We start from the raw sequence: 22,985 nt of genomic DNA on the forward strand, positions 1-22,985 counted from the left end.
GCCGCCTAGAAGTCCACCCGTGCGCGGTCGTCGATGCGGGCCACCGATTCCTGGCCGAAGCGCTTCATGTAGGCGGCGCGGATCTGCTCGATCTTGGGGTTGTTGGGGCCGGCCTCGGAGGTGGGGTAGAGCAGGATCAGTTCGTACGAGCGCTCGCGTTCGATCGTGCCGTGGGAGTCGCGGTACTGGCCGTAGCCGTCCTGGACGGTGAGGCCGTCGGGGAAGCGCGGGGTGACGAACTCGTCCACGAAAGCATGGAATTCCTTGTCGGTGACCGGGGGACCGCCGTTGGGGCGGGCGGTGCCGAACAGGAGGCTGGTCTCGATGTAGGGGCGGCCCTCGGCGGCCTTCGGCGATGAGGCGGTCGCCGTGGAGGGGCGCGATTCGTCGGTGAGCGCCGCGTACGCGGTGGGCGTGCCGGCGCCGAGGAGCGCGGCGGTCAGTGCGAGGGCGGCCAGGCGCAGTCGGGGGCGGCGGAGGGGGGTGGTGGTCGGTGTCATCGGCCGTGCCTTTCGGGAGAAAACGCAGGGCGGTCGGGGGAGCGAAGGTAGCGGGTGGGGGCGGGGTGGCGCTCTGTACGTTCCGGACATCCCCCGGGGCCCCGGTTTCGTGTGTGTGACACGGATTGAGAGGCTGAGGGTGAGGCGGGTGTGTCGACCGGGGTGGGGAAGCGGGGCTAGTGATGTTGCGGGGGAGAAGACCAGGCGGTGTTCCGACCTGCGCCGGAACCGGAGCCGGAGTCGGAGCCGGAGTCGGAGCCGTTGCCGTGGCACTGGTCGCCGCGCTGTCGGCTTGCGGGGCGAAGACGGGGCCGGATGGGGTTGCTGAGCCGGATGGGGAGAGCCCTGCCCGCAGCCGGATCGCCGGGACGCACTGGAACGTCGAGCGGCTGACCCTCGATGACGGGACGACGACCGCTCCGCACGGCTCCGCCTGGATCGAATTCGACGGGCGGGGGCACGCCGCGGGCAGCTTCGGGTGTCACCGGTTCCGGGCCGGTGCCGAGGTGAATGCCGCAGGTGATCGGGTGCGGGTCGGTGACATCGAGGCGTACGGGAGCGGGGAGTCCGAGCAATCTGAGGAAGCCGGGCAATCTGAGGAGTCCGGGCAATCCGGGGATGGGAAGCCGGAGTGCAGCCGCGAACGGCTCGCCTTCGAGTCGTACATGAAGAAGATTTTCCGGGGCGACCTGCGGATCATCGGTGGCGCGTCACAAGAGATGGTTCTGGTGGCGCTCGGCAATGAACGTAAGGACCGGTTGCAGTTGCAGCGCGGGCGCTCCGCGCCGCTCCTCGGTACGAAATGGACCGTGAACAGCCTGATCGACGGTGACACCCAGGTCGGGCCGGCCGAGCTGGCACCCGGCGTCGGCGAGGTGTCCGTCGTTTTCGAGGGGGACGGCACCGTGCACGGTTTTCTGGGCTGCAACTCCTTCAAGGCGAAGGCCGAGGTCGGCGAGAAGTCCATGAAGTTCTCGGAGGCGGCCGTCACCACGCACAACTCGTGCGGCCAACGGGCTGATGCGCTGGAAGCGCGGCTCCTGCGGGATTTCCGCAAGGACGCTCTGTTCAGCTTGGGACACGACTACCTGAACGTCACCACTGACGCCGCGACTCCCTCCCAGGCGGGCGGCTTCCATGCGAAAGCAGGAAGTAGGCGATCAGGAGAAGAAAAGGAGGGGGAGCGCAAGTGACAAGAACACGGTGTGGGAAGGGGGAGGCGCGGCGCCGGGTTCTGGCGCCGGCCGTCCTGCTCGCAGGGCTGACCGGACTCGTCGGCTGCGGCACGGACAGTGGAGCACAGGGCCAACCGGGCGGTGCGCGGAACCCGTCGGCGTCGCCCGCTTCCTCTCCCGCTTCTTCGCCCGCCGACAAGAACCCGCTGCCGCTGGCCGGTTCGCACTGGGACATCTGGGAGTTGGCCTACGGGGACAGCGGGCTGATACGGGCGCCGCGCGGTGCGGCGTGGGTGGAGTTCGACGGTGCCGGAAAGGCGTCCGGCAATTTCGGGTGCCATGCGTTCCGGGCGAAGGCCGACATCAAGGGGAACTCGGTGACGGTGAGCGACCGGGAAACCCTGCCGGGCGAGGGCGAGGGCGAGGGCGAGGGCGAGGGTGGTCGTGGTGGCGAAGATGCCGGGGAGAAATGTGACGCGGCGCGCCATGACTACGAGAAGGACGTACAGCGGATCCTCAACGGCCGGCTGAAAGTCACCACGAGCGACTCCTGGGTGAACCTGACCGACGAGCACGGTGCGAAGCTGGTGCTCCGCAAGGGTCGTCCCGTACCGCTCGCCGGCAGCAAATGGGAGATCGCGAAGCTGAATTGGATGGACGAGGAGTGGCCCGTCGACCGCGACGCGCCGGTCCGGGGGAAGGTGTATTTCACCCTCGACGGGGACGGCACCTTTCACGGCAATTTCGGCTGTAACGACTACCGGGGCAAGGCCGACGTCGGCGCCGAGACCATCGAGTTCTCGCAGGCCGAGCCCACGACCGACGCTCGGTGTCCGAAAGATGTCATGGGGGTCGAGGAAGACGTGCGGAAGCGGCTCGACCAGACGGTGAGGTATCAGCTGGGTCCGGACTACCTGACCGCCGACACGTATCCGACGACCAACCTGGGCATCGGTTTCGTGGCGGCGGTCAGGAAGAGCTGACACCACAGAAAACTGACATCACCCCGGTGTGCGTTACACCGACGTGCGTTACTTCACGACCGTGATCCGGTCCGCGTTCGGCGGAGCGAGCGGCGCGGCGGCCGAGGAGTGCGCCGTCAGGTACGCGGTCAGCGCGTCCAGGTCGGACGGCCCGACGTACTTGTTCTTGCCCTCCTTGAGGACGGTGAAGCCGTCACCGCCGCCGGCCAGGAACTCGTTCATGGCGACGCGGTAGGTCTTCGCGGGGTCGAGCGGCGCCCCGTCGAGACGGACCGAGTCCTTGACGACGCGGTCGGCGCCCGCCTTGGTCAGGTCCAGGGTGTACGTCAGCCCCCGCGACACCTGGAGGATCTTCGGCGACGCCGCGTTCGCGCCGCTGACCTGCTGCTGGAGCGCGGTGAGGACCTGCGCGCCGGTGAGGTCCACGACGTTGGTCATGTTGGTGAAGGGCTGCACGGTGAAGGCTTCGCCGTACGTGACGACGCCGTCGCCCTCGCTGCCGGACGCCTTGTACGCCAGGTCGGAGCGGACTCCGCCGGGGTTCATCAGGGCCAGCTGCGCGCCGCCCTTGCCGGCGGCCTTGGTGGCCTCCAGCTGCGCGTCGGAGATCAGGTCGCCGAGGGGCGTCTCCGGGGTCGCGGAGCCGCGGCCCGGAATGTCGGCGGTGATGTAGCCGACGGGCTTGTTGGCGACCGGCGCGGCGAGCTTGTTCCAGCGCTGGATGAGCGCGGTCATGTCCGCGGCCTTGGGTTGTGTGCGGTTGACGACGTGGTTGCGCGCGCTGGGCGACTTCACCGACGTACGGACGATGTCCTTGGTGCGGCGGTCGTACGTGAGCGTCGTGTCCGTGTAGAGCTTGCCGAAGGACGCGGCCGAGGTGACGGTGCGCGGCATGCCGGACGGGTCCGGGATGGTGCACGCGTACGCCTGGTGGGTGTGGCCGGTGACCAGCGCGTCCACCTTCGGAGTGACCTTCTTGGCGATCTCCGCGATCGGCCCGGAGATGCCCGAGCCGGGGCCGGGGCTGTCGCAGTCGTAGTTGTACGCGGTGGAGGCGGGCATACCGCCCTCGTGGATCAGCGCCACGATCGACTTCACGCCCTGCCGGTCCAGCTCTTTGGCGTACTTGTCGATGGTCTCGGCCTCGTCGTGGAATTTCAGGCCCTTGACGCCGTTGGCGCTGACGACGTCGGGGGTGCCCTCCAGCGTGACGCCGATGAATCCGATCTTGACGCCCTTGTGCTTCCAGACGGTGTACGGCTTGAGGATCGGGCGGCCGGTCTTCTCGTCGGTGACGTTCGCGGCGAGGTAGGGGAAGTCCGCGCCCTTGAAGCGCTTGCCCTTCTCGTAGCAGCCGTCCGTGGGGTGGCAGCCGCCCTTCTGGAGGCGGGTCAGTTCGGCGCGGCCCTCGTCGAACTCGTGGTTGCCGACGGAGGTGACGTCCAGGCCGAGCTTGTTCATGGCCTCGATGGTCGGCTCGTCGTGGAAGAGCCCGGACAGCAGCGGGCTGGCGCCGACCATGTCGCCGGCCGCCGCGGTCACCGAGTACGGGTGTCCCTTGCGTGCCGTGCGGAGCGCGTTGGCCAGGTACTCGACACCGCCCGCTTCGACCTTTTTGCGGCTGCCGTCGGACTGGAGTTCCTCGACGGTGCCGGACGAGCCCTGCGGCGGTTCGAGGTTGCCGTGGAGGTCGTTGAAGGAGAGCAGCTGGACGTCCACGGTGCGGGAGGAGTGGCCCCCGCCGTGGCCCCCGCCGTGGCCCTGGCCATGGCCGTGACCGTGTCCGTTGTGGCCGGAGTGACGTGAGTGGGCGGCGGCCGAGGCGGATTCGGCGCCGGCGGGCGCGGCGGCCGTGATGCCGACGGCGGCGGCGAGCACGGCCGCTCCCGCCGTCAGCCGGCGCGTCGCGCGCCGCCGCTGCGGTCTCGGTGACATGAGGAGGGTCTCCCTTGTGGGCTGGTGCCTGGGCATACGGGTTGGTGCTCGGGCATGCGGGCTGGTGTCGAGCGGACGCAGCCTACGGTCAACGCGCGTAGCGGAACAGGGGTACCGGGTTACGGACCGGTGTGCATCGGGTGTACCGGCCCCGGGTCGTACGCTTCGAGACATGACTGACGCAGCACAGGACATGGACCGGACGGGCCGCCGGATCGCGGTGGCGGACGAGCTGCCGCCGGACGCGGCCGCCGCCGTCCTCGCACTGATCGAGCAGGCCGCGGCGGTGGACGGGCAGCCCGCCGTGTCCGAACAGGGGCGGCTCCAGCTGCGCGGCGGGCGGCGCGAGGGCGTACGGCACCTGCTGCTGTACGTACCGGGCGGCCCGGACGACGAGGCCGGGCAGCTCGCCGGGTACGCACAGCTGGAGGACACCGACCCCGTGGAGGCGCCGGCCGCCGAGCTGGTCGTGCACCCCTCCCACCGGGGCCACGGGCACGGCCGCGCGCTGGGCACCGGGCTGATGGAGCAGTCGGGCCGCCGGCTGCGGGTCTGGGCGCACGGCGGCCACTCGGCGGCCCGGCACCTCGCGCAGACCCTCGGCATGACGCTCTTCCGCGAGCTGCGGCAGATGCGGCGCCCGCTGAGCGGCCTGGAACTGGCGGAACCGGCACTTCCGGAAGGTGTCACCGTACGGACCTACCAGCCGGGCACGGACGACGCGGCCTGGCTGGAGGCGAACGCGGCGGCCTTCGCCCACCACCCCGAGCAGGGCTCGCTGACCCAGCGCGACCTGGACGACCGCAAGGCGGAGCCGTGGTTCGACCCCAAGGGCTTCTTCCTCGCGGAGAAGGACGGGCGGCTGATCGGTTTCCACTGGACCAAGGTCCACGCCGACGAGGGCCTGGGCGAGGTGTACGTGGTCGGCGTCCGGCCGGACGCGCAGGGCGGCGGGCTCGGCAAGGCCCTCACCGCGATCGGCCTGCGGCACTTGGCGGGGCAGGGCGTGCCGACGGCGATGCTGTACGTGGACGCGGACAACGTGCCCGCCGTGACGGTCTACGAACGGCTCGGATTCACCACGCACGAGACGGACTTGATGTACCGCACGGAGACGTGAGCGCCCTTCCGTACGCGGACAGCGCCGCCGCCCCGTACCCCGGGCCGGCGGCGCCGCTCGTTCCGCCGCCCGTTCCGGCGCCTTCCCGCTGCTTTCCCGCTGCCCTCCCGACTACCGCCCCGGCCAAGCGGGTTGACAGGCGTCACGCGCGTGGATCACGCTTCCACTACTTGACTAGTGGAACTGACGGGGCCTGAGACGGGGGAGGGGCGCGGGAGCGTGCTGCGGGGCAGAAGCGACCCGGCCAGCCGGATCGCTGGACACACCGCTATCGAGGCGGTCGGCCTCGGGCTGCGGTTCGGTCGCGGCTGGGCCCTGCGGAACTGCACCTTCCGGCTGCCGGCCGGCCGGGTCTGCGCCTTGGTCGGCCCCAACGGCGCGGGCAAAAGCACCCTGTTCTCCCTGGCCGCCGGGCTGCACCGGCCAACCGAGGGCACCGTGTCGGTCTTCGGCGTCGACCCGGCCACCCCGCACGGCCGCGCCCACGTCGCCATCCTCACCCAGGGCAAGCCGCTGTACCCGCGGCTGACCGTCGCCGAGACCCTGCGCATGGGCTACGAGTTGAACCGGGACCGGTGGAGCCACGAGACGGCGGAGCGGATCGTACGGGCCGGGGACGTGCCCCTGGACGTGCGCGTCGGCACGCTGTCGTCCGGCCAGCGCACCCGCGTCGCACTGGCCCTCGTCTTCGGCAGGCGGCCCGAACTGATGCTGCTCGACGAGCCGCTGGCCGACCTCGACCCCCTCGTACGCCACGAGATCGTGGGCCTGCTGATGGCCCAGGCCGCCGAGCACGGCACCACCATCGTGCTGTCCTCGCACGTCCTCGCCGAACTGGACGGTGTCTGCGACTACGTGCTCGTCCTCGTGGACGGCCGGGTGCGGGTGGCCGGGGAGGCCGATGACGTCATCGGCGCCCACACGCTCCTGACCGGCCCGTATCCGGGCGCCGGAACCACTGGGGACGCCGGAGCCTCTGGAGCCACCGGGGCCACCGGGGCCATCGGGGCCACCGGGGCCACCGGGGCCATCGGGGGTGCCGGTGGCGGCCTGCCGCCGGAGATCGCCGCGCACACCGTGATCGAGTCCCGGGTCACCGGCCGGCAGCTCACCGCCCTCGTCCGGCGCCAGGGCCCGGTCGCGGGGCCGTGGACGGCTGCCGACCCCACCCTCGAAGAGCTGCTGCTCTCCTACCTGCGGGTACCCGACGCGCCCGAGCTGATCGCCCCGAGCGCCGAACCCCGCTCGGCAGGGCCCCGCTCGGCAGGGCCCCGCTCTGCCGAACCCCGTTCGGCAGAGTCCCGCCGAGCCGAACGGTCGAGCCTGACGTGAGCACGCGGACGACCGGGTCCGGCAGCGCGCACACCCGGCGTACCCGGCGGAGCCCGCTGCGCGGCGCGACCTGGCTGGTCTGGCGCCAGCACCGGTGGGCCGTCCGGCTGCTCACGGCGCTCGTCCTCGGCTGCGCGGCCGGTGCCGTACTGCTGCGCGCCCGGATGGCCGGTTACATCGACAGCCACCACATCGCGGGCTGCTCCGAGATTTCCCGGCTCGCGGCCTGCGAGGGCACGCAGGACGCCGTCGCCGCGTTCCGCGCCGCCTACAGGGGGCCGATCGACCTGATCACCACGGGCATGCTGTTCCTGCCCGTGGTGACCGGCATGCTCCTGGGCGCGCCGCTGATCGCCCGCGAGCTGGAGCAGGGTACGGCCAAGCTGGCCTGGACGCAGGCGGTGAGCCCGGTGCGGTGGCTGGTCGCGAAGTGCGCGGTGCCCGCCGGGATCGTGCTGGTGGCGTCGTCGGCCCTGGCCGCGCTGGTCACCTGGTGTCTGCGGCCCGCCGTCGACGAGGTGTCCGGCACGTACTGGTACGCGACGTCGGCCTTCAACGCGCTCGGCCCGGTCCCGGTCGCGTACTGCCTGCTGGCGTTCATGACGGGCGTGCTGGCCGGGCTGGTGGTACGGCGCACGGTGCCCGCGATGGCGCTCACCGCCGTGCTCACGACCCTGATGTCGTACGCCTTCGACGCCGTACGCCCCCACCTGATGCCGACCGTGACCACGTGGTCCGCCTCGGGCAGTGCCGACGCCTCCGAGCTGCCGGACTCCTCCTGGTACCAGGGCGGCGGCCTGCTGACCGCGTCGGGCACCCGGCTGCCGGACGGGACCTGTCCGGCCGGCGAGGGCTACGCGTCCTGTCTGAGCGGGCACAAAGTCGTGGGCGCGTACATCGACCAGCACCCCGTCAGCCACCACTGGCCCCTGGCGTGGACCGAGTCGGCGCTGGTCGCGGGGGTGGCGCTGGTGGTGCTTCCGGCGCTGACGGTGGTCGCGTTCCAGGCGCTGCGGCGCCGCTGAGACCGCTAAGCCCGCTGAGGCCGCTAAGCCTGCTGAGGCCACTAAGCCCGCTGAGACCGCTGGGCCCGCCGGCGGGCACCCCCGGTGGGGGCTTGCGGCGTGCTTCGCGCGCCCCCATCTGCGCCCCGAGGCGCGCCCCCGAAAACACAAGACACAGGAACGTAAACACCGGGGAGTAGCGGCCCGCTTGCCTGGCCGCCATATCCGCGTTACCGGCGATTCAATGTCGCTTGCGAGCATCGCTGAATGCAGCCCGCTGTCCCGAATGCCGCCGGCCGCCGCCTGCGTCCCGTACCGACTCCGTCCGACGGGCTGACAAAGGCCCCGGCGCGGAAGAATAAGGCCATGAACCAGCAGCCGAGCGCCCAGGCCACGGACCGGACCGAGACGACGTCCCGCACGGCGTCCCCCCAGCCGCCGAACGCGCAGCCTTCGGTGGGCTCCATAGCCGCGCACCGGCCGCACGCGGTCGCCGTGCCGGTGCCCGAGCTGGAACCCGACCTCGACGCCGACCTGGACGACTACGAGGACGACGGCGCGGCGGGCGAGGACGGCAGGGAACTGCCGCCCGACCGCTTCCTGGACCGCGAACGCAGCTGGCTGGCGTTCAACGAACGGGTGCTGGAGCTGGCCGAGGACCCGGCCACCCCGCTACTCGAACGGGCCAACTTCCTGGCGATCTTCGCGAGCAACCTCGACGAGTTCTTCATGGTCAGGGTGGCGGGCCTGAAACGCCGCATCGCGACCGGCGTCGCCACCCGCTCCGCCTCCGGCCTCCAGCCCCGCGAGGTGCTGGACCTCATCTGGACCCGCTCGCGGGAACTCATGGCCCGGCACGCCGCCTGCTACCAGCAGGACGTCGCCCCCGAGCTGGCCGACCAGGGCATCCACCTCATCCGCTGGCCCGACCTGACCGAGAAGGAGCAGGCCCGCCTCTTCACCCTGTTCCGCCAGCAGATCTTCCCGGTCCTCACCCCGCTCGCCGTCGACCCCGCGCACCCGTTCCCGTACATCTCCGGTCTCTCCCTGAACCTGGCCGTCGTCGTACGCAACCCGGTCAGCGGCCACGACCACTTCGCGCGGGTCAAGGTGCCGCCGCTGCTGTCCCGCTTCCTGGAGGCCGCGCCGCAGCGGTACGTGCCCCTGGAGGACGTGATCGCCGCGCACCTGGAGGAGCTGTTCCCCGGGATGGAGGTGCGGGCGCACCACATGTTCCGGGTGACCCGCAACGAGGACCTCGAAGTCGAGGAGGACGACGCGGAGAACCTGCTCCAAGCGCTGGAGAAGGAGCTGATGCGGCGCCGCTTCGGGCCGCCGGTCCGCCTGGAGGTCGAGGAGTCCATCGACCCGGCCGTACTGGACCTGCTCGTCCAGGAGCTCAAGGTCTCCGACTCCGAGGTCTACCCGCTGCCCGGCCCGCTGGACCTGACCGGCCTCTTCGGCATCGGTGCGCTGGACCGCCCCGAGCTGAAATACCCCAAGTTCGTCGCGGGCACCCACCGCGACCTCGCCGAGGTCGAATCGGCCTCCGCGCCCGACATCTTCGCCGCGCTGCGCACCCGCGACGTCCTGCTCCACCACCCGTACGACTCGTTCTCCACCTCCGTACAGGCGTTCCTGGAGCAGGCCGCCGCCGACCCGGACGTCCTGGCGATCAAGCAGACGCTCTACCGCACCTCGGGCGACTCGCCGATTGTCGATGCCCTGATAGACGCCGCCGAATCCGGCAAGCAGGTGCTCGTCCTCGTCGAGATCAAGGCGCGCTTCGACGAGCAGGCCAACATCAAATGGGCACGCAAACTGGAGGAGGCGGGCTGCCATGTCGTGTACGGGCTGGTGGGGCTCAAGACGCACTGCAAACTGTCGCTCGTCGTCCGCCAGGAAGGCGAGATGCTGCGCCGCTACTCACATGTGGGGACGGGGAACTACCACCCCAAGACGGCCCGGCTGTACGAGGACCTTGGGCTGCTGACCGCCGACCCGCAGGTCGGCGCGGACCTCTCCGACCTCTTCAACCGGCTCAGCGGCTACTCCCGGCGGGAGACCTACCGGCGCCTGCTGGTCGCCCCGAAGTCCCTGCGTGACGGTCTCGTCCAGCGCATCACCAAGGAGATCGCGCACCACCGCGCCGGACGGCCCGCCTACGTACGCGTCAAGGTCAACTCGATGGTCGACGAGGCCGTCGTGGACGCGCTCTACCGCGCGTCACAGGCCGGTGTACCGGTCGACGTGTGGGTACGCGGCATCTGTGCCCTGCGGCCAGGCGTCGAAGGGCTCAGCGAGAACATCAGGGTCCGCAGCGTCCTCGGCCGCTTCCTCGAACACTCCAGGGTCTTCGCCTTCGGCAACGGCGGCGAACCCGAAGTCTGGCTCGGCAGCGCCGACATGATGCACCGCAACCTGGACCGGCGGATCGAGGCGCTGGTACGAGTCACCGACCCGAACCACCGCGCGGCGCTCAACCGGCTGCTGGAAACCGGCACTTCGGACACCACCTCGTCCTGGCACCTGGGCCCGGACGGCAACTGGACCCGGCACGCGGCCGACGCGGACGGCGCGCCGCTGCGCAACGTACAGGAAATGCTCATAGACGCCCGGAGGCGCCGGCGTGGCCCAGCGACATGACTTCCCCCCACTGCGTTACGAGCCCGCGGGCCCCGGCGGCGCGCCTGCCGCACTGGCCGACGGACCGGCACGCCCAGGACCGGCGACCTGGCCCGGCAGCCAGGGGCAGCCTGGCGTGCCCAGCGACTCCGCGCTTACCGGACAGACCGCGGGCGAGGTGCTGGCCGGCTACCTGCACCACCAGTCCACCGAGTTCCTGCGCAGCCTGCGCGCGCACCGCGACAGCGGCCCCGACGCGGAGGGCACCCGCGAAGCCGCCCGCCACCTGCGCTCCGCGTCCCGCCGGATCGGCGGCGCGCTGCACACCTTCCGCCCCCTCACGGACGAGAAGTGGGCCGACCACCTGCGCGGCGAACTCGCCTGGCTCTCCGGCACGCTGGCCCGCGAACACGCCAGTACGGCCCGGCTGGACCGGCTGATGGCAGCGCTCCAACGGCTTACGGGGGCCGCGCCCCCTGACCAGTCGGACCCCGGCGAGGCCGCCGCCATCCTCTCCGCCGGAGCCGCGCGGGCCGGCGCCCTTCTGGAGCGGCAGATCACCCTCGCCCGTACGCGCGCGCACTCCGCCGCCCTCCAGGCACTCGGCTCCTCCCGCTTCCACGCCGTCGCCGACGCCGTCGCCGTGCTCGCCTCCGAGGCTCCGCTCACCGCCGCCGCCGACCAGCCCGCCACGGAGGTGCTGCCGCCGCTGGCCGAGCAGGCACACCGGCGGCTCGCGGAGGCCGTCGCGGCACTGCCGCTCGCCCGAGCCGGACATCCGTACAACGCCGACGCGCTGACCTCCGACTCCCGGCAGGACGCCCCCTGGCACCAGGTACGACTGCTCGCCCGGCTGAGCCGGTACGCCCAGGAGGTGACCGACCCGGACGACGCCGACCCGCGGCTGGACGAGGCCGGGCACGCCCTGGAACGGCACCGCGACGCCGCCGAGGCCGCCGCCGCCGCTGCCGCCGCGGCCCGTACCCCGCGGATCGCCCCGGCCACCGCGTACGCACTCGGCGTACTCCACGCCGACCAGCGGCACGAAGTCGAAGCGGCCCGCTTCGTGTTCGGCCGGGTATGGCTCCCCGGCCAGCCGTCCTGACCGGGGCCAGTGTGGCGGAAAGGGTGACGACATGACGGTGGCACAGAAAAGGATCCGAGCAGCGGGCTGCGTACTCTGGCGCCGTTCCGCTGCCGATGGCGGCCTGGAAATCGCCCTCGTACACCGACCGAAATACGGGGATTGGTCATTCCCGAAAGGAAAACTCAAGCGCGACGAAGACTGGCTGAGCGGCGCCCTGCGGGAAGTGGCCGAGGAAACGGGCATGCGATGCCACCCAGGCACCCAACTCCCCACCGTCCACTACATGGCCAACGACCGCCCCAAAGAAGTCCGCTACTGGGCAGCAGAAGCCACCACCGGCACCTTCGAACCGAACGACGAGGTCGACCAACTGCTGTGGCTGCCACCCGCCCAGGCCCGCAGCGTCCTCACCCAGGACATGGACCGCGACCTGATCGACGCCCTCCTGGACGCGCTGCACGAGGCGGGGCGGGGGTAGCGGGGGAGGCGGCTCAGACCTCGCTGCCCCCTTCGCTTTCCTTGTGCCTCAGAGGCTGCTTGCAGAAAACGCAGATACCCGTCTCGTCCACCCAGAGGACGAGGCACCGGCAGTGCACGCATTTCGCCACTTCTTCGATCACGTAAGGGTCGTGGACGGTGAGACTCACCCGCTCACGGGCCTTGGCAAGCTCCATGGCCTCGAACGACCTTGCGTTTTCCTCTGCGCTCAACATTCGCCCGTCCTCCTGGTGGCCTTTTTACGGCGATCCCAGGATTTCGGACGCGCGATGCGCTCACAATGCGTGAAAGGTGCCAGCCGGCAGCTGGCACATGAGGAGGGCCGTGCGAAGGCGTAACGCGCAATGCGGGCAAGCCAGTAGTGCTGCGCAGGTGTTCGGGGAACTCCTGACTCATCAGCGGGAAGCGGCGGGGCTCAGACAGGCGGACCTGGCCCGGCAGTTGCACTGTGACCGCACCCTGGTGACCCGCGTCGAGTCCGGAAACCGAGTGCCGGACGAGCCGTTCGTCACCACATGCGACCAGATCCTGTCAACCGGCGGCGCGCTGCTGCGGCTATGGCGACGCATCGATTGGTACCCGCAGGTCGAACACCCGGACTGGTTCCAGCGCCGGGCAGACATGGACGCGGAGGCGGTCGCGCTGCGGGAGTATCAGGCCCAGGTAATCCCTGGACTGCTCCAGACCGAGGGTTATGCGCGAGCGCTGTTCTCGCAAGTTGACTCCGGGGAAGCTCTTGAAGGCCGCGTTGCTGCTCGACTGAGCCGACAGCAGCGGTTCATGAACCCGCAGGGGCCGCTGCTGATCGCCGTACTGGACGAAAGCTCCCTACGGACCGCTGTAGGTGCACCTCACGTGATGGGTGAGCAATGCGCGCATCTGCTGGCCATGGGCGAACGGCCCAACATTGTCGTCCAAGTTGCGATGTTCGACTCCGGAACCCCTATCGTCCGGCCCAGTACTCCGGTCACTCTCATCACGATGCCGGACGGACACGAGTGGGTGTACTCGGAGAGCCTGGACCGAGGCCATTTCAACGACGCTCCGGTCGCCGTCGCAAAGCACTCCCGGTCCTATGATGTGTTGAGGGCGGACGCCCTGTCAGCCCCGGATTCGGCCGCTTTGATCAGCAGAATCATGGAAGGGTACCGCCAGCATGAACATCACCGATCTCGGCGCGGCGACGTGGCTCAAGAGCAGTTACAGCGGAAACAACGGCGGCAACTGCATCGAGGTAGCCCCCGGTTTCCCCGGCGTCGTCCCCGTGCGTGACAGCAAGGTCCCCGACGGGCCGTACTTGACGGTCCCAGCCGCAGCCTGGTCCGCCTTCGTCGGTCTCGCCAAGGACATGAACGTCTGAACGACCGCTCCCCCCGGCGACGGAAGGGTTCCGACAGCATGGACAGCCAGGAGATCCGCGCGGCGACGTGGGTCAAGAGTAGCTACAGCGGGAACAACGGCGGCGATTGCATCGAGGTAGCTCTCGCTGCCTCCGGCGCCCTGCCCGTGCGTGACAGCAAGGTCCCCGACGGTCCGTACCTGATGGTCCCGGCTGCGGCCTGGTCCGCCTTTGTCGACCTCGCCAAGGACATGAACGTCTGAACGACCGCTCTCCGCCGCGACGGAAAGGTTCCGACATCATGGACAGGCAGGTAGCCAGCGAGGCGAAGTGGCTCAAGAGCAGCTACAGCGGCGCCAACGGCGGCAACTGCATCGAGGTAGCCCGCGGATTCCCCGGCGTCGTCCCCGTGCGTGACAGCAAGGTCCCCGACGGGCCGTACCTGATGGTCCCGGCTGCGGCCTGGTCCGCGTTCGCCGGCCTCGCCAAGACCATGGCGGCCTGAGCGAACGGCCGCCGCCCACCGAAGCCCCCTCCAGGCCGCTGGAGGGGGCTTCGTGCATTCGCGGCCGGGTAGGGCCCCTACCTGGCAGACAACCTGAGTCGGGGGTTGTCAACTTCTCTGCGCCGGGCTATAACGGAGACGTAGGGCATCGCATCCACTGCCTTCGGAAGGAGATGACCCGTGATGCTCATGCGTACCGATCCGTTCCGCGAGATCGACCGCCTCACCCAGCAGGTGTTCGGGACGACGGCCCGCCCCGCGGCGCTGCCCATGGACGCCTACCGGTCGGGTGACGAGTTCGTGATCCACTTCGATCTGCCGGGAGTCGACCCGCAGACCATCGACCTGGACATCGAGCGCAACGTGCTGACCGTCCGCGCCGAACGTGGCGCCACCGCCCCGGAGGGCGCCGAGCTGATCGCGAGCGAGCGCACCAGCGGCAAGTTCAGCCGGCAGCTGTTCCTCGGTGAGTCGCTCGACAGCGAGCGGGTGGACGCCGCGTACGAGAACGGTGTCCTGACGCTGCGCATCCCGGTCGCCGAGCAGGCCAAGCCGCGCAAGATCGAGATTTCCGGCGGCAGTTCGCGCGCGCAGATATCCCGGTGAGGGACGGCCGGGGCGGCGCCGCCATCCCGCCCCGCCCCGGCACGGCCCCCTGCCCCACCAGGACCCCATCCCGCCCCGGCACGGCCCCGGCCCCGGCCCCGCCAGGATCCCGCTCAGCGCCGTCGCAGGGTCGCGTCGGCGAGGGCCGGCGGCGTGTAGTAGCTGTCGGCCTTGTTCAGGTCCGTGCCGGGCGGCACGATCGCGTCGATCCGGTCCAGTACCTGCGCGTCGAGGGTGACGTCGGCGCCGTCCAGCAGGCTGTCGAGCTGGTCGAGGGTGCGCGGGCCAATGATCACGGACGTGACGGCCGGGTGTGACCGTACGAAGGCGGTCGCCAGGTTCGGCAGGGTCAGGCCCGCCTCGGACGCCACCTTCGCCAGCTCGGTGACCGCCTCCGCCTTGCGCGCGTTCTCCGGGACCGACAGGTCGAACTTGGCGCTCTCCAGGGCGGCTCGCCCGCTGGCCGACAGGTCGCGTCCGGAGAGCCAGCCCGCGCTGAGCGGGCCCCAGGTCAGTACGCCCATGCCGTAGCGCTGCGCCGTCGGCAGGACCGCCGCTTCGACGCCGCGCGCCAGCATCGAGTACGGCGGCTGCTCGCTGCGGAAGCGCACGTGGCCGCGGCGCTCGGCCACCCACTGCGCTTCGACGATCTGCTCGGCGGGGAAGGTGGAACTGCCCACCGCCCGCACCTTTCCCGACCGTACGAGGTCGGAGAGGGCGGACAGCGTTTCGTCGATGTCGGTCGCGGGGTCGGGGCGGTGCGCCTGGTAGAGGTCGATGTAGTCGGTGCCGAGCCGCCGCAGGCTGTCTTCCACCGCCCGTACGATCCAGCGCCGCGAGCTGCCGCCGTGGTTGGCGTCCGGGCCCATCGGGTTGAAGAACTTCGTGGCCAGGACGACGTCTTCGCGCCGGCCCTTGAGCGCCTTGCCGACGATCTCCTCGCTCTCGCCGCTCGCGTAGATGTCCGCCGTGTCGATGAAGTTGATGCCGGCGTCCAGCGCGCGGTGGACGATCCGCACGCTGTCGTCGTGGTCCTTGTTTCCCCAGGCGCCGAGCATCATCGCGCCGAGCGCGTACTCGCTGACCGAGATGCCGGTGCCGCCAAGAATTCCGCGCTGCATGGGTTTTGTGCCTTCTCTCTCCGCCGGTGCCGCCGCCGGACCTGCGGAACCCGTGCGGGCCGCCGGCGGCGTGATGGCCCCAGCCTGCTTTGCGCCCCCGCCGCCCACCAGGCCCGCCACAACCTGGGTCTGGCGGAACCACCCTGTCGGACGCGGCCCGGCGCCGGGCCGCCCCGCCGCATACTGGTGCGATGGTGGTGCAACCGGAGCCCGAGATCAGAGCGTTCCTCAAGGCGCGCCGTGCCGCGCTGAACCCGGCCGAACTCGGCCTGCCGGAGGGCCTGACCCGGCGCCGCGTGCGCGGCCTGCGGCGCGAGGAGGTCGCGCAGCTGGCGGGCATCAGCGTCGACTACTACACGCGCATCGAACAGGGCCGTGCCCACGCCATCTCGGAACCGGTGCTCAACGCCATCGAACGGGCCTTGCGGCTGACCTCCGCCGAAGCCCGCTACCTGCGCAACGTCGCCGGGCCGCGGCGCCCGTCGCCCCTGCGCCCGGTCCAGCGCGTACGGCCCGAAATCCGGTACCTGCTGGACGCCATGGACGTCACCGTCCCCGCCTTCATACAGGGCCGCGGCCTGGACGTCCTCGCCTGGAACCGGCTCGCTGCCCGTATCAGCTTCGACTACGACGCGATCGAGCCCGAGCGGCGCAACTCCGCCCTCCTGGTCTTCCTCCACCCGTCCGCCCGCGCCCTCCACCCGGACTGGGAGCTGATCGCGGAGAGCGTGGTCGGCAACCTGCGGGCCGAGGCGGGGCGCAGTCCGGAGGACCCGCGGCTGCGCTGCGTCATCGGCGAACTTCTCGACAGCAGCGCGGACTTCCGCAGGCTGTGGGAGGCGCAGTCCGTGCAGGAACGTTGCAGCGGCACCAAGCGCGTACTCCACCCGGAAGTCGGCGAACTCGTGCTCTGCTACGAGAGTTTCCGGCTTCCCCAGGAGGCGGGCCAGACGCTGTGCACGTACACGGCGCCACGCGACTCGCCGACTGCCCGCAAGCTGCGCGAACTCGCCGGCGAGGGGGAGGAGAAGGGGGAAGAGAAGGGGCAGGGGGACCGGGAGCGGACACCGGTAGCGGGGCGGGCGTGAACCTGTCGCGCCACGCGCCTCCTGTGGCCCCGCCCCGGCGGGGCCACAGGCATGCTGCCGCCGACGGCTCCAAACAAACGCCGGTCAGCGGTTCGGCGGCTTGACCCACCCCTTCTTGACCAACTGGTCACAGTGCCACTTCCGGTAAGAGGGGCTCTCCCCCTTCTTCTTCGTCGCGGCGAGACAGTCGGCGTACGGGAACGGGGGCCCCTGGACCGGGGCGGCGGAAGCGGCCTGGGCGGTCACCGCCGACGCACCGAGCCCACCGGCAGCCACGGCCAAAGCCAGGGCGATACTCATTCGTCGCACAAGATTCTCCTCTTCTCGGACGGATTGGACGGGTTGGACAGTTTTGGACGGGGTGCTGAACAAGATCAGCAATCGCTCAACGAGCGAGGCCGTCAGAGGGGAACTGCCAGCCCGCATCAGTCCGCCATACGGGGGTGGGGGCGGGGGCGGGGGCCGGGTCGGGCACTCACACCGGCGCGACCGCGTCCCACCGGACGGTGACCTCGCCCTGCCGCCACCGCCGGGGCCCGTCGGCGAGCGGCCACGTCGTACTCAGGGCGAGCACGCTGCGCATCCACCGCTGCCGCGCGCCCAGCGACGCGTACGGCGCCGCCGCGGCCCACGCCCGGTCGAAATCGCGCAGGAACGCGTGTACGGGCTGCCCCGGCACATTGCGGTGGATCAACGCCTTCGGCAGCCGTTCCGCCAGGTCGGACGGGGTCTCCAGCTGGCTGAGCCGGGCCGCGAAGGTGACCGTACGGGGCCCCTCGGGACCCAGCGCCACCCACACGTGCCGCCGCCCGATCTCGTCGCAGGTGCCCTCCACCAGCAGCCCGTCCGGCGCCAGCCGCGCGCACAGCCGCGCCCACACGGCGGCCACCTCGTCCTCGTCGTACTGGCGCAGCACGTTCGCCGCGCGGATCAGCACGGGCGCGGCCCGCCCCGGCAGCGGCACCTCGAAGCCGCCGTGCACGAAGACCAGCCCCGGGCACTCGTACGGGGCCGCCGCGGCGACCCGCGCCGGGTCGATCTCGATGCCGACCACGCTGACGTCGGCCCGGACCGTACGCAGCCGGGCCAGCAACTCCACGGCGGTCCAGGGCGCGGCCCCGTAACCGAGGTCCACGGCGACGGGGGCGTGGCCGCGCCGCAGCGCGGCGGCGTGCGTGGCGGCGATCCAGCGGTCCATGCGGCGCAGCCGGTTCGGGTTGGTGGTCCCGCGGGTCGCGTTCCCGAGGGGACGGGAAGGCGGAGAGGAGGAAGCGGGAGTGCTGCGGACCATGCCCTGACCCTATGCGCCCACGCACCTTGCGCCCCTATGCGCCCACACGCCCCCGCTCGCCCCATTCACCTCTCCGCCCCTGCTCGCCCCGTCCACCTCTCCGCCCCCGCTCGCCCCGCACACCTCCTCGCCCCCGGCCGTACCGTTTCGCCCCCAGTCGTACCGTTTCGCCCTCCCGTTAGCCCTCCCACCCACCCCCAAGGTCACGCTTTGGCAAAGTGAAGAGAGAGCGGGCCCGGAAGGAAATGGATGCCGCCGTTCCGTTGTTACGGGCTGTCGGAGGCGCCGCACGCCCCGGCCAAGGCCGTACCGGCTAGGAGGTAGCCCGCAGTGAGCCAATACGTGTCCAGGCGCCGCAACCGTTCCTACGGTCCGTTTCCGGGGCGGTCCGGACTGCGCCTGCCCGGCGGCACCCGCCGCCCCCGCAGGGTCGCGATGCTGAGCGTGCACACCTCCCCACTGCACCAGCCGGGCACCGGCGACGCCGGCGGCATGAACGTCTACATCGTCGAGCTGGCCAAGAAGCTCGCCTCCCTCAACATCGAGGTGGAGATCTTCACCCGCGCCACCACCGGCACGCTGCCGCCCGTCGTCGAACTGGCGCCCGGCGTCCTCGTACGGCACGTGGACGCGGGCCCGTACGAGGGCCTGGCCAAGGAGGAGCTGCCCGCCCAGCTCTGCGCCTTCACGCACGGCGTCATGCAGGCGTGGGCGGGCCACCGCCCCGGCTACTACGACCTGGTGCACTCCCACTACTGGCTCTCCGGGCACGTCGGCTGGCTCGCCGCCGAGCGCTGGGGCGTACCGCTCGTCCACGCCATGCACACCATGGCCAAGGTCAAGAACGCCGCCCTGGCAGCCGGCGACACCCCCGAACCCGCCGCGCGCGTCATCGGTGAGACCCAGATCGTGCGCGCCGCCGACCGGCTGATCGCGAACACCGCCGAGGAGGCGGGGGAGCTGGTACGCCACTACGAGGCCGGTCCGGACAAGGTCGCCGTGGTGCACCCGGGCGTCAACCTGGACCGCTTCCGCCCCGCAGCCCCCGGAACCCCCGCTTCCACCTCCGCCCCAGCCTCCGGCTCTGCCCTTGCCTCCGGCTCCGCTCCTGCCCTGGCCTCCGCCTCCGGCTCGGCCTTCGACGAGGACACCTCCGCCTCGCGCGCCGCCGCCCGAGCCCGCCTGGACCTGCCCCAAGACGCCCTGATCCCGCTCTTCGCCGGCCGCATACAACCGCTCAAGGCCCCCGACATCCTGCTCCGCGCCGTCGCCGTCCTCCTGGACGAGGACCCGGCACTCCGGTCGCGCCTGGTCGTACCCGTCGTCGGCGGCCCCAGCGGCAGCGGCCTGGCCAAGCCCGAGGGCCTCCAGAAGCTGGCAGCGCGCCTGGGCATCGCCGACGTCGTCCGCTTCCGCCCGCCGGTCGGCCAGGAGCAGCTCGCCGACTGGTACCGCGCCGCGTCCGTACTGGTCATGCCGTCCTACAGCGAATCGTTCGGCCTGGTCGCCATCGAGGCCCAGGCGAGCGGAACCCCGGTCGTCGCCGCCTCCGTCGGCGGCCTGCCGGTGGCCGTACGCGACGGCGTCAGCGGCTTCCTGATCGACGGCCACGACCCGGCCGACTACGCCCGCGCCCTCGGCCGCTTCGCCCGGGACACGTCACTGGCCGGCCGCATGGGCGGGGCCGCGGCCCGGCACGCCAGGTCCTTCGGCTGGGACACGGCGGCGGCCGCGACCGCCGAGGTATACACCGCCGCGATGCAGGAACGACGCCGTCACCTACGATCACCCCATGGCTGAGGACACAGCGCGACAGGTGATCGAAACGGCTCTCGGCGACGCGGACCTGACGTGGGAATCGCCCGCCGACGGCACGTACGTCGTCACCCTGCCCGGCACCCGCAAGCTCTCCACGACCTGCTCCCTCGTCGTCGGCAAGCACTCCCTCTCCATCAACGCCTTCGTCGTCCGCCACCCGGACGAGAACCACGAGGCCGTGCACCGCTGGCTGCTGGAGCGCAACACCCGCCTGTACGGCGTCAGTTACGCCATCGACAAGCTCGGCGACATCTACCTCGTCGGCAAACTCCCGCTCGCGGCCGTCACCCCCGACGAGCTCGACCGCATCCTGGGCACGGTCCTGGAGAACGCCGACGGCAGCTTCAACACCCTCCTGGAAATGGGCTTCGCCTCCGCCATCCGCAAGGAGTACGAGTGGCGGGTCTCCCGGGGAGAGTCCACCCGCAACCTGGAAGCCTTCACCCACCTGACCCAGCGCCCGCAGTCATAGCGCCTCCATAACAGCCTTCCCCATCTCTTTCCCCCCTCACCGGCGACCGCCCCTCATCCTCCCCACCCACCCCACCCCTGCCCCTCACCCCACAAACCGCACCTCGGGAAAGCGCGCGGACGGCCCGTCCAACAACCCGCTGTCCCGTCCCCGCAGCCACCGGTCGAAGAACGCCACCACGTACGCCCGCTGCGCGGCGACCGAACGGCCCGGCGCGACCGTACCCACCAGCTTCTCGACAGTCGCGCGCGGCAGCCCCGCCTTCCGGGCCAGCTGCGGCAGTAGCGACTGCGCGTCCGTAAAGCTCGCGTGCCCGGCACCGGTCAGGGTGAGATCCCGATGCCACCCCGAACTGTTCTCCCACACCGCCTTCCAGGACGCGACCGTGTGGTGGTTGTCGCCCTCCTTGCCCATCAGGAGCAGCGGCCGGTCCAGCCCGTCCGTACCGACCGTGGACGGGTTGGCGGGATCGTCGTCGCGCTGCGTGTACCCCATCACGCCGTCCAGGTTCGCCGCCGCCTTGATCCGGCGATCGTCGTGCATGGCCTGCGCCGCCGTGAACCCGCCTCCCGAGTGACCGAACATCCCTGTCGCCCGCAGATCCAGCACCCCTCGAAGCGACTGCGGAAGCACCCTGCCCCGCGCCAGCTCGTCCAGAACGAACCGAGTATCGGCCACCCGCACCGCCGTCAACTTCTTCAACAGCGCAGTCATCTGCTCGGGCCCCTGCACCTTCCCCGCCTCCTCCCACATCCGGCTGTACGCGACCCTCCCGCCCGGGAACTGCACCGCCGGCGCCTCGTAGGTGTGATCGATGCTGACGACGGCGTACCCGTGGGAGGCCAGCTCGTCACAGAGCGTGCTGCCCAGCGAGCGCGGGTCCGCGGCGCCGGGGGAGTAGAGGACCACAGGAAAACCCCGCCCACCATGCCGCGCCAGAGGCGCACCCAGACGCGCGTGGGTACGAGTAGCCCCCCAGTCGGCCATCCCCTTGGGAACGGCCTCCGAAAAATTACTCCGCTCCTCGAACCCGGCCGCCTCTCCCGGCAACATCTGAGGCGCCCTCGAATACCCGCCGGCCCCCCGAGCCGGATACCGGACACTCACCATCAATTCCCGCTGCCCCTGACCCGCCACCCAGGGATCGCGACGCCCACCATCCACCAAGCGCAAGTCCACCAAGCCGACTTCATAACCCCCGCCCGGCGCAGGCAACCCCATCCGAACCGCCCCCGCACGCGCCCCTTCACCTCTCCCCTCGCCTTCCCGCTCACCTCTCCCCATCTCCCCCGCCCTCCCCACCGCCGGGGCGGCAAGGGTCACCCCCGCCACAGCAGCCAGCCCCGCCCCCAACCAAGCCCGCCGCGAACACACCATTGCGTCTCTCCCCGTCTGATCGGCTCCGGCGGCTCCGGTGCCACTGGAGCCGTTACCACCAGACTCCCCACCCCACCCCCGCGGCGCGATAGTGCTAACCCCCTATCGCCGGACCGGCCTCCATGAAGATCACGGCCGCCGCGGCGAGCCCATGGCCGAAAGTGGATTACGCTCGAAGGCATGGCCGACGCACCGTACAAGCTGATCCTCCTTCGCCACGGCGAGAGCGAGTGGAACGCGAAGAACCTGTTCACCGGCTGGGTGGACGTCAACCTCAACGAGAAGGGCGAGAAGGAGGCGGTCCGCGGCGGTGAGCTGCTCAAGGACGCCGGCCTGCTCCCCGACGTACTGCACACCTCCGTCCAGAAGCGCGCCATCCGCACCGCGCAGCTCGCCCTGGAGGCCGCCGACCGCCACTGGATCCCGGTCCACCGCAGCTGGCGCCTGAACGAGCGCCACTACGGTGCGCTCCAGGGCAAGGACAAGGCGCAGACGCTCGCCGAGTTCGGCGAGGAGCAGTTCATGCTCTGGCGCCGCTCGTACGACACCCCGCCGCCCGCCCTCGCGGACGACGCCGAGTTCTCCCAGATCGACGACCCGCGCTACGCGATCATCCCCAGCGAACTGCGCCCGCGCACCGAGTGCCTCAAGGACGTCGTCGTCCGCATGCTGCCGTACTGGTACGACAGCATCGTCCCGGACCTGGCCGCCGGCCGCACCGTCCTGGTCGCCGCCCACGGCAACTCGCTCCGCGCCCTGGTCAAGCACCTCGACGGCATCTCCGACGCGGACATCGCCGGCCTGAACATCCCCACCGGCATCCCGCTCTCCTACGAGCTCGACGCCGACTTCCACCCGGTCAACCCGGGCGGCACCTACCTCGACCCCGAAGCCGCCAAGGCCGCCATCGAGGCAGTAAAAAACCAGGGCAAGAAGAAGTAAGCCCACAGCTTCCGGGCCCCCTACCTGCATCTTTGCCGCGGGGAGGGGGCTTGTTGCTGGCCCGGGGGCCGCCCCTGGGCGGTCTGGTTCAGGCAGCAACTTCGGGGCGAGCTACTAAGATCATGACCCAACGTGGTGCTTCACCGGGAAGGGCCACAGACTGCCCG

Annotated in this window: 24 protein-coding genes; 17 read left to right on the top strand and 7 right to left on the bottom strand. The window is 70.8% G+C overall.

The window, feature by feature from the left end; translation table 11 throughout:
- Positions 1 to 5: 5 nt before the first annotated feature.
- Positions 6 to 500 carry a DUF3574 domain-containing protein gene (locus ACH4OW_RS14540; protein WP_398027755.1) on the bottom strand — a complete coding sequence of 165 codons (495 nt, stop codon included), beginning with the start codon at positions 498 to 500 and terminating at the stop codon, positions 6 to 8.
- 266 nt (positions 501 to 766) lie between these two features.
- Between ACH4OW_RS14540 and ACH4OW_RS14545 the strand changes: the two genes are divergently transcribed.
- Complete coding sequence (locus tag ACH4OW_RS14545) at positions 767 to 1,693, top strand: META domain-containing protein (RefSeq protein ID WP_398027757.1); 927 nt, start codon at positions 767 to 769, stop codon at positions 1,691 to 1,693.
- A 275-nt stretch (positions 1,694 to 1,968) separates the two neighbouring features.
- Positions 1,969 to 2,658, top strand: coding sequence for an META domain-containing protein (locus ACH4OW_RS14550; RefSeq protein WP_398027759.1), 690 nt, complete (start codon positions 1,969 to 1,971; stop codon positions 2,656 to 2,658).
- A 48-nt stretch (positions 2,659 to 2,706) separates the two neighbouring features.
- Here the strand turns inward: ACH4OW_RS14550 and ACH4OW_RS14555 are convergent, their stop codons facing one another.
- Positions 2,707 to 4,593 carry a bifunctional metallophosphatase/5'-nucleotidase gene (locus ACH4OW_RS14555; RefSeq protein ID WP_398027761.1) on the bottom strand — a complete coding sequence of 629 codons (1,887 nt, stop codon included), beginning with the start codon at positions 4,591 to 4,593 and terminating at the stop codon, positions 2,707 to 2,709.
- Positions 4,594 to 4,786: 193 nt separating this feature from the next.
- On the opposite strand from ACH4OW_RS14555, the gene mshD reads away from it, so the two are divergent.
- The 6 genes from mshD (at position 4,787) to ACH4OW_RS14585 (ending at position 12,239) form a co-directional block, all read left to right on the top strand.
- Positions 4,787 to 5,713, top strand: a complete 927-nt coding sequence (mshD, locus tag ACH4OW_RS14560) for a mycothiol synthase (protein WP_398028208.1) — start codon at positions 4,787 to 4,789, stop codon at positions 5,711 to 5,713.
- 222 nt (positions 5,714 to 5,935) lie between these two features.
- Positions 5,936 to 7,045, top strand: coding sequence for an ABC transporter ATP-binding protein (locus tag ACH4OW_RS14565; protein ID WP_398028210.1), 1,110 nt, complete (start codon positions 5,936 to 5,938; stop codon positions 7,043 to 7,045).
- Positions 7,042 to 8,070, top strand: coding sequence for an ABC transporter permease (locus ACH4OW_RS14570; RefSeq protein ID WP_398027763.1), 1,029 nt, complete (start codon positions 7,042 to 7,044; stop codon positions 8,068 to 8,070). The genes ACH4OW_RS14565 and ACH4OW_RS14570 overlap by 4 nt, the downstream gene beginning before the upstream one ends.
- A gap of 345 nt (positions 8,071 to 8,415) precedes the next feature.
- The gene (locus ACH4OW_RS14575; RefSeq protein WP_360125655.1) at positions 8,416 to 10,695 is read left to right on the top strand and encodes an RNA degradosome polyphosphate kinase; all 2,280 of its coding nucleotides are present in this window, start codon (positions 8,416 to 8,418) and stop codon (positions 10,693 to 10,695) included.
- Positions 10,679 to 11,779, top strand: a complete 1,101-nt coding sequence (locus ACH4OW_RS14580) for a CHAD domain-containing protein (protein WP_398027766.1) — start codon at positions 10,679 to 10,681, stop codon at positions 11,777 to 11,779. Before ACH4OW_RS14575 ends, ACH4OW_RS14580 begins: the two co-directional genes overlap by 17 nt.
- A 31-nt stretch (positions 11,780 to 11,810) precedes the next feature.
- On the top strand, positions 11,811 to 12,239 hold the full coding sequence (locus ACH4OW_RS14585; protein WP_398027768.1) for an NUDIX hydrolase: 429 nt from the start codon (positions 11,811 to 11,813) through the stop codon (positions 12,237 to 12,239).
- Positions 12,240 to 12,252: 13 nt separating this feature from the next.
- Here the strand turns inward: ACH4OW_RS14585 and ACH4OW_RS14590 are convergent, their stop codons facing one another.
- Positions 12,253 to 12,474 (bottom strand): hypothetical protein, encoded by a 222-nt coding sequence (locus tag ACH4OW_RS14590; protein WP_360125659.1) that lies wholly within the window; start codon positions 12,472 to 12,474, stop codon positions 12,253 to 12,255.
- A 97-nt stretch (positions 12,475 to 12,571) separates the two neighbouring features.
- Between ACH4OW_RS14590 and ACH4OW_RS14595 the strand changes: the two genes are divergently transcribed.
- The 5 genes from ACH4OW_RS14595 to ACH4OW_RS14615 all read left to right on the top strand — a co-directional run bounded on the left by ACH4OW_RS14595 (position 12,572) and on the right by ACH4OW_RS14615 (position 14,709).
- Positions 12,572 to 13,531 carry a Scr1 family TA system antitoxin-like transcriptional regulator gene (locus tag ACH4OW_RS14595; RefSeq protein WP_398028212.1) on the top strand — a complete coding sequence of 320 codons (960 nt, stop codon included), beginning with the start codon at positions 12,572 to 12,574 and terminating at the stop codon, positions 13,529 to 13,531.
- A complete protein-coding gene (locus ACH4OW_RS14600; protein ID WP_398028214.1) occupies positions 13,488 to 13,619 on the top strand; it encodes a DUF397 domain-containing protein in 132 nt (43 codons plus the stop codon). The genes ACH4OW_RS14595 and ACH4OW_RS14600 overlap by 44 nt, the downstream gene beginning before the upstream one ends.
- Before the next feature lie 38 nt (positions 13,620 to 13,657).
- A complete protein-coding gene (locus ACH4OW_RS14605) occupies positions 13,658 to 13,861 on the top strand; it encodes a DUF397 domain-containing protein (protein WP_398027770.1) in 204 nt (67 codons plus the stop codon).
- Between the two features lie 38 nt (positions 13,862 to 13,899).
- Complete coding sequence (locus ACH4OW_RS14610) at positions 13,900 to 14,103, top strand: DUF397 domain-containing protein (protein WP_398027772.1); 204 nt, start codon at positions 13,900 to 13,902, stop codon at positions 14,101 to 14,103.
- A 183-nt stretch (positions 14,104 to 14,286) separates the two neighbouring features.
- Positions 14,287 to 14,709, top strand: coding sequence for an Hsp20/alpha crystallin family protein (locus tag ACH4OW_RS14615; RefSeq protein WP_360125999.1), 423 nt, complete (start codon positions 14,287 to 14,289; stop codon positions 14,707 to 14,709).
- Between the two features lie 113 nt (positions 14,710 to 14,822).
- Here the strand turns inward: ACH4OW_RS14615 and ACH4OW_RS14620 are convergent, their stop codons facing one another.
- Entirely contained in the window at positions 14,823 to 15,830 is a 1,008-nt protein-coding gene (locus tag ACH4OW_RS14620; RefSeq protein ID WP_398027774.1) for an aldo/keto reductase, read from the bottom strand.
- A gap of 191 nt (positions 15,831 to 16,021) precedes the next feature.
- Between ACH4OW_RS14620 and ACH4OW_RS14625 the strand changes: the two genes are divergently transcribed.
- Positions 16,022 to 16,918, top strand: a complete 897-nt coding sequence (locus ACH4OW_RS14625) for a helix-turn-helix transcriptional regulator (RefSeq protein ID WP_398027776.1) — start codon at positions 16,022 to 16,024, stop codon at positions 16,916 to 16,918.
- Positions 16,919 to 17,002: 84 nt separating this feature from the next.
- On the opposite strand, the gene ACH4OW_RS14630 is transcribed toward ACH4OW_RS14625, so the two are convergent.
- On the bottom strand, positions 17,003 to 17,218 hold the full coding sequence (locus ACH4OW_RS14630; RefSeq protein WP_360126002.1) for a hypothetical protein: 216 nt from the start codon (positions 17,216 to 17,218) through the stop codon (positions 17,003 to 17,005).
- A gap of 175 nt (positions 17,219 to 17,393) precedes the next feature.
- Positions 17,394 to 18,209 carry a class I SAM-dependent methyltransferase gene (locus ACH4OW_RS14635; RefSeq protein WP_398027778.1) on the bottom strand — a complete coding sequence of 272 codons (816 nt, stop codon included), beginning with the start codon at positions 18,207 to 18,209 and terminating at the stop codon, positions 17,394 to 17,396.
- Between the two features lie 330 nt (positions 18,210 to 18,539).
- On the opposite strand from ACH4OW_RS14635, the gene ACH4OW_RS14640 reads away from it, so the two are divergent.
- Both ACH4OW_RS14640 and ACH4OW_RS14645 read left to right on the top strand, forming a co-directional pair.
- Positions 18,540 to 20,009 carry a glycosyltransferase gene (locus tag ACH4OW_RS14640; RefSeq protein WP_398027780.1) on the top strand — a complete coding sequence of 490 codons (1,470 nt, stop codon included), beginning with the start codon at positions 18,540 to 18,542 and terminating at the stop codon, positions 20,007 to 20,009.
- Positions 20,002 to 20,499, top strand: coding sequence for a YbjN domain-containing protein (locus ACH4OW_RS14645; protein WP_398027782.1), 498 nt, complete (start codon positions 20,002 to 20,004; stop codon positions 20,497 to 20,499). Before ACH4OW_RS14640 ends, ACH4OW_RS14645 begins: the two co-directional genes overlap by 8 nt.
- A gap of 84 nt (positions 20,500 to 20,583) precedes the next feature.
- Here the strand turns inward: ACH4OW_RS14645 and ACH4OW_RS14650 are convergent, their stop codons facing one another.
- Complete coding sequence (locus ACH4OW_RS14650) at positions 20,584 to 21,876, bottom strand: alpha/beta hydrolase family protein (protein WP_398027784.1); 1,293 nt, start codon at positions 21,874 to 21,876, stop codon at positions 20,584 to 20,586.
- Positions 21,877 to 22,056: 180 nt separating this feature from the next.
- On the opposite strand from ACH4OW_RS14650, the gene ACH4OW_RS14655 reads away from it, so the two are divergent.
- Complete coding sequence (locus ACH4OW_RS14655) at positions 22,057 to 22,818, top strand: phosphoglyceromutase (RefSeq protein WP_360125671.1); 762 nt, start codon at positions 22,057 to 22,059, stop codon at positions 22,816 to 22,818.
- Positions 22,819 to 22,985: the final 167 nt, after the last annotated feature.

This window comes from Streptomyces sp. NPDC017056, from assembly GCF_044332485.1.
In the GTDB taxonomy this organism is placed as follows: Bacteria; Actinomycetota; Actinomycetes; order Streptomycetales; family Streptomycetaceae; genus Streptomyces.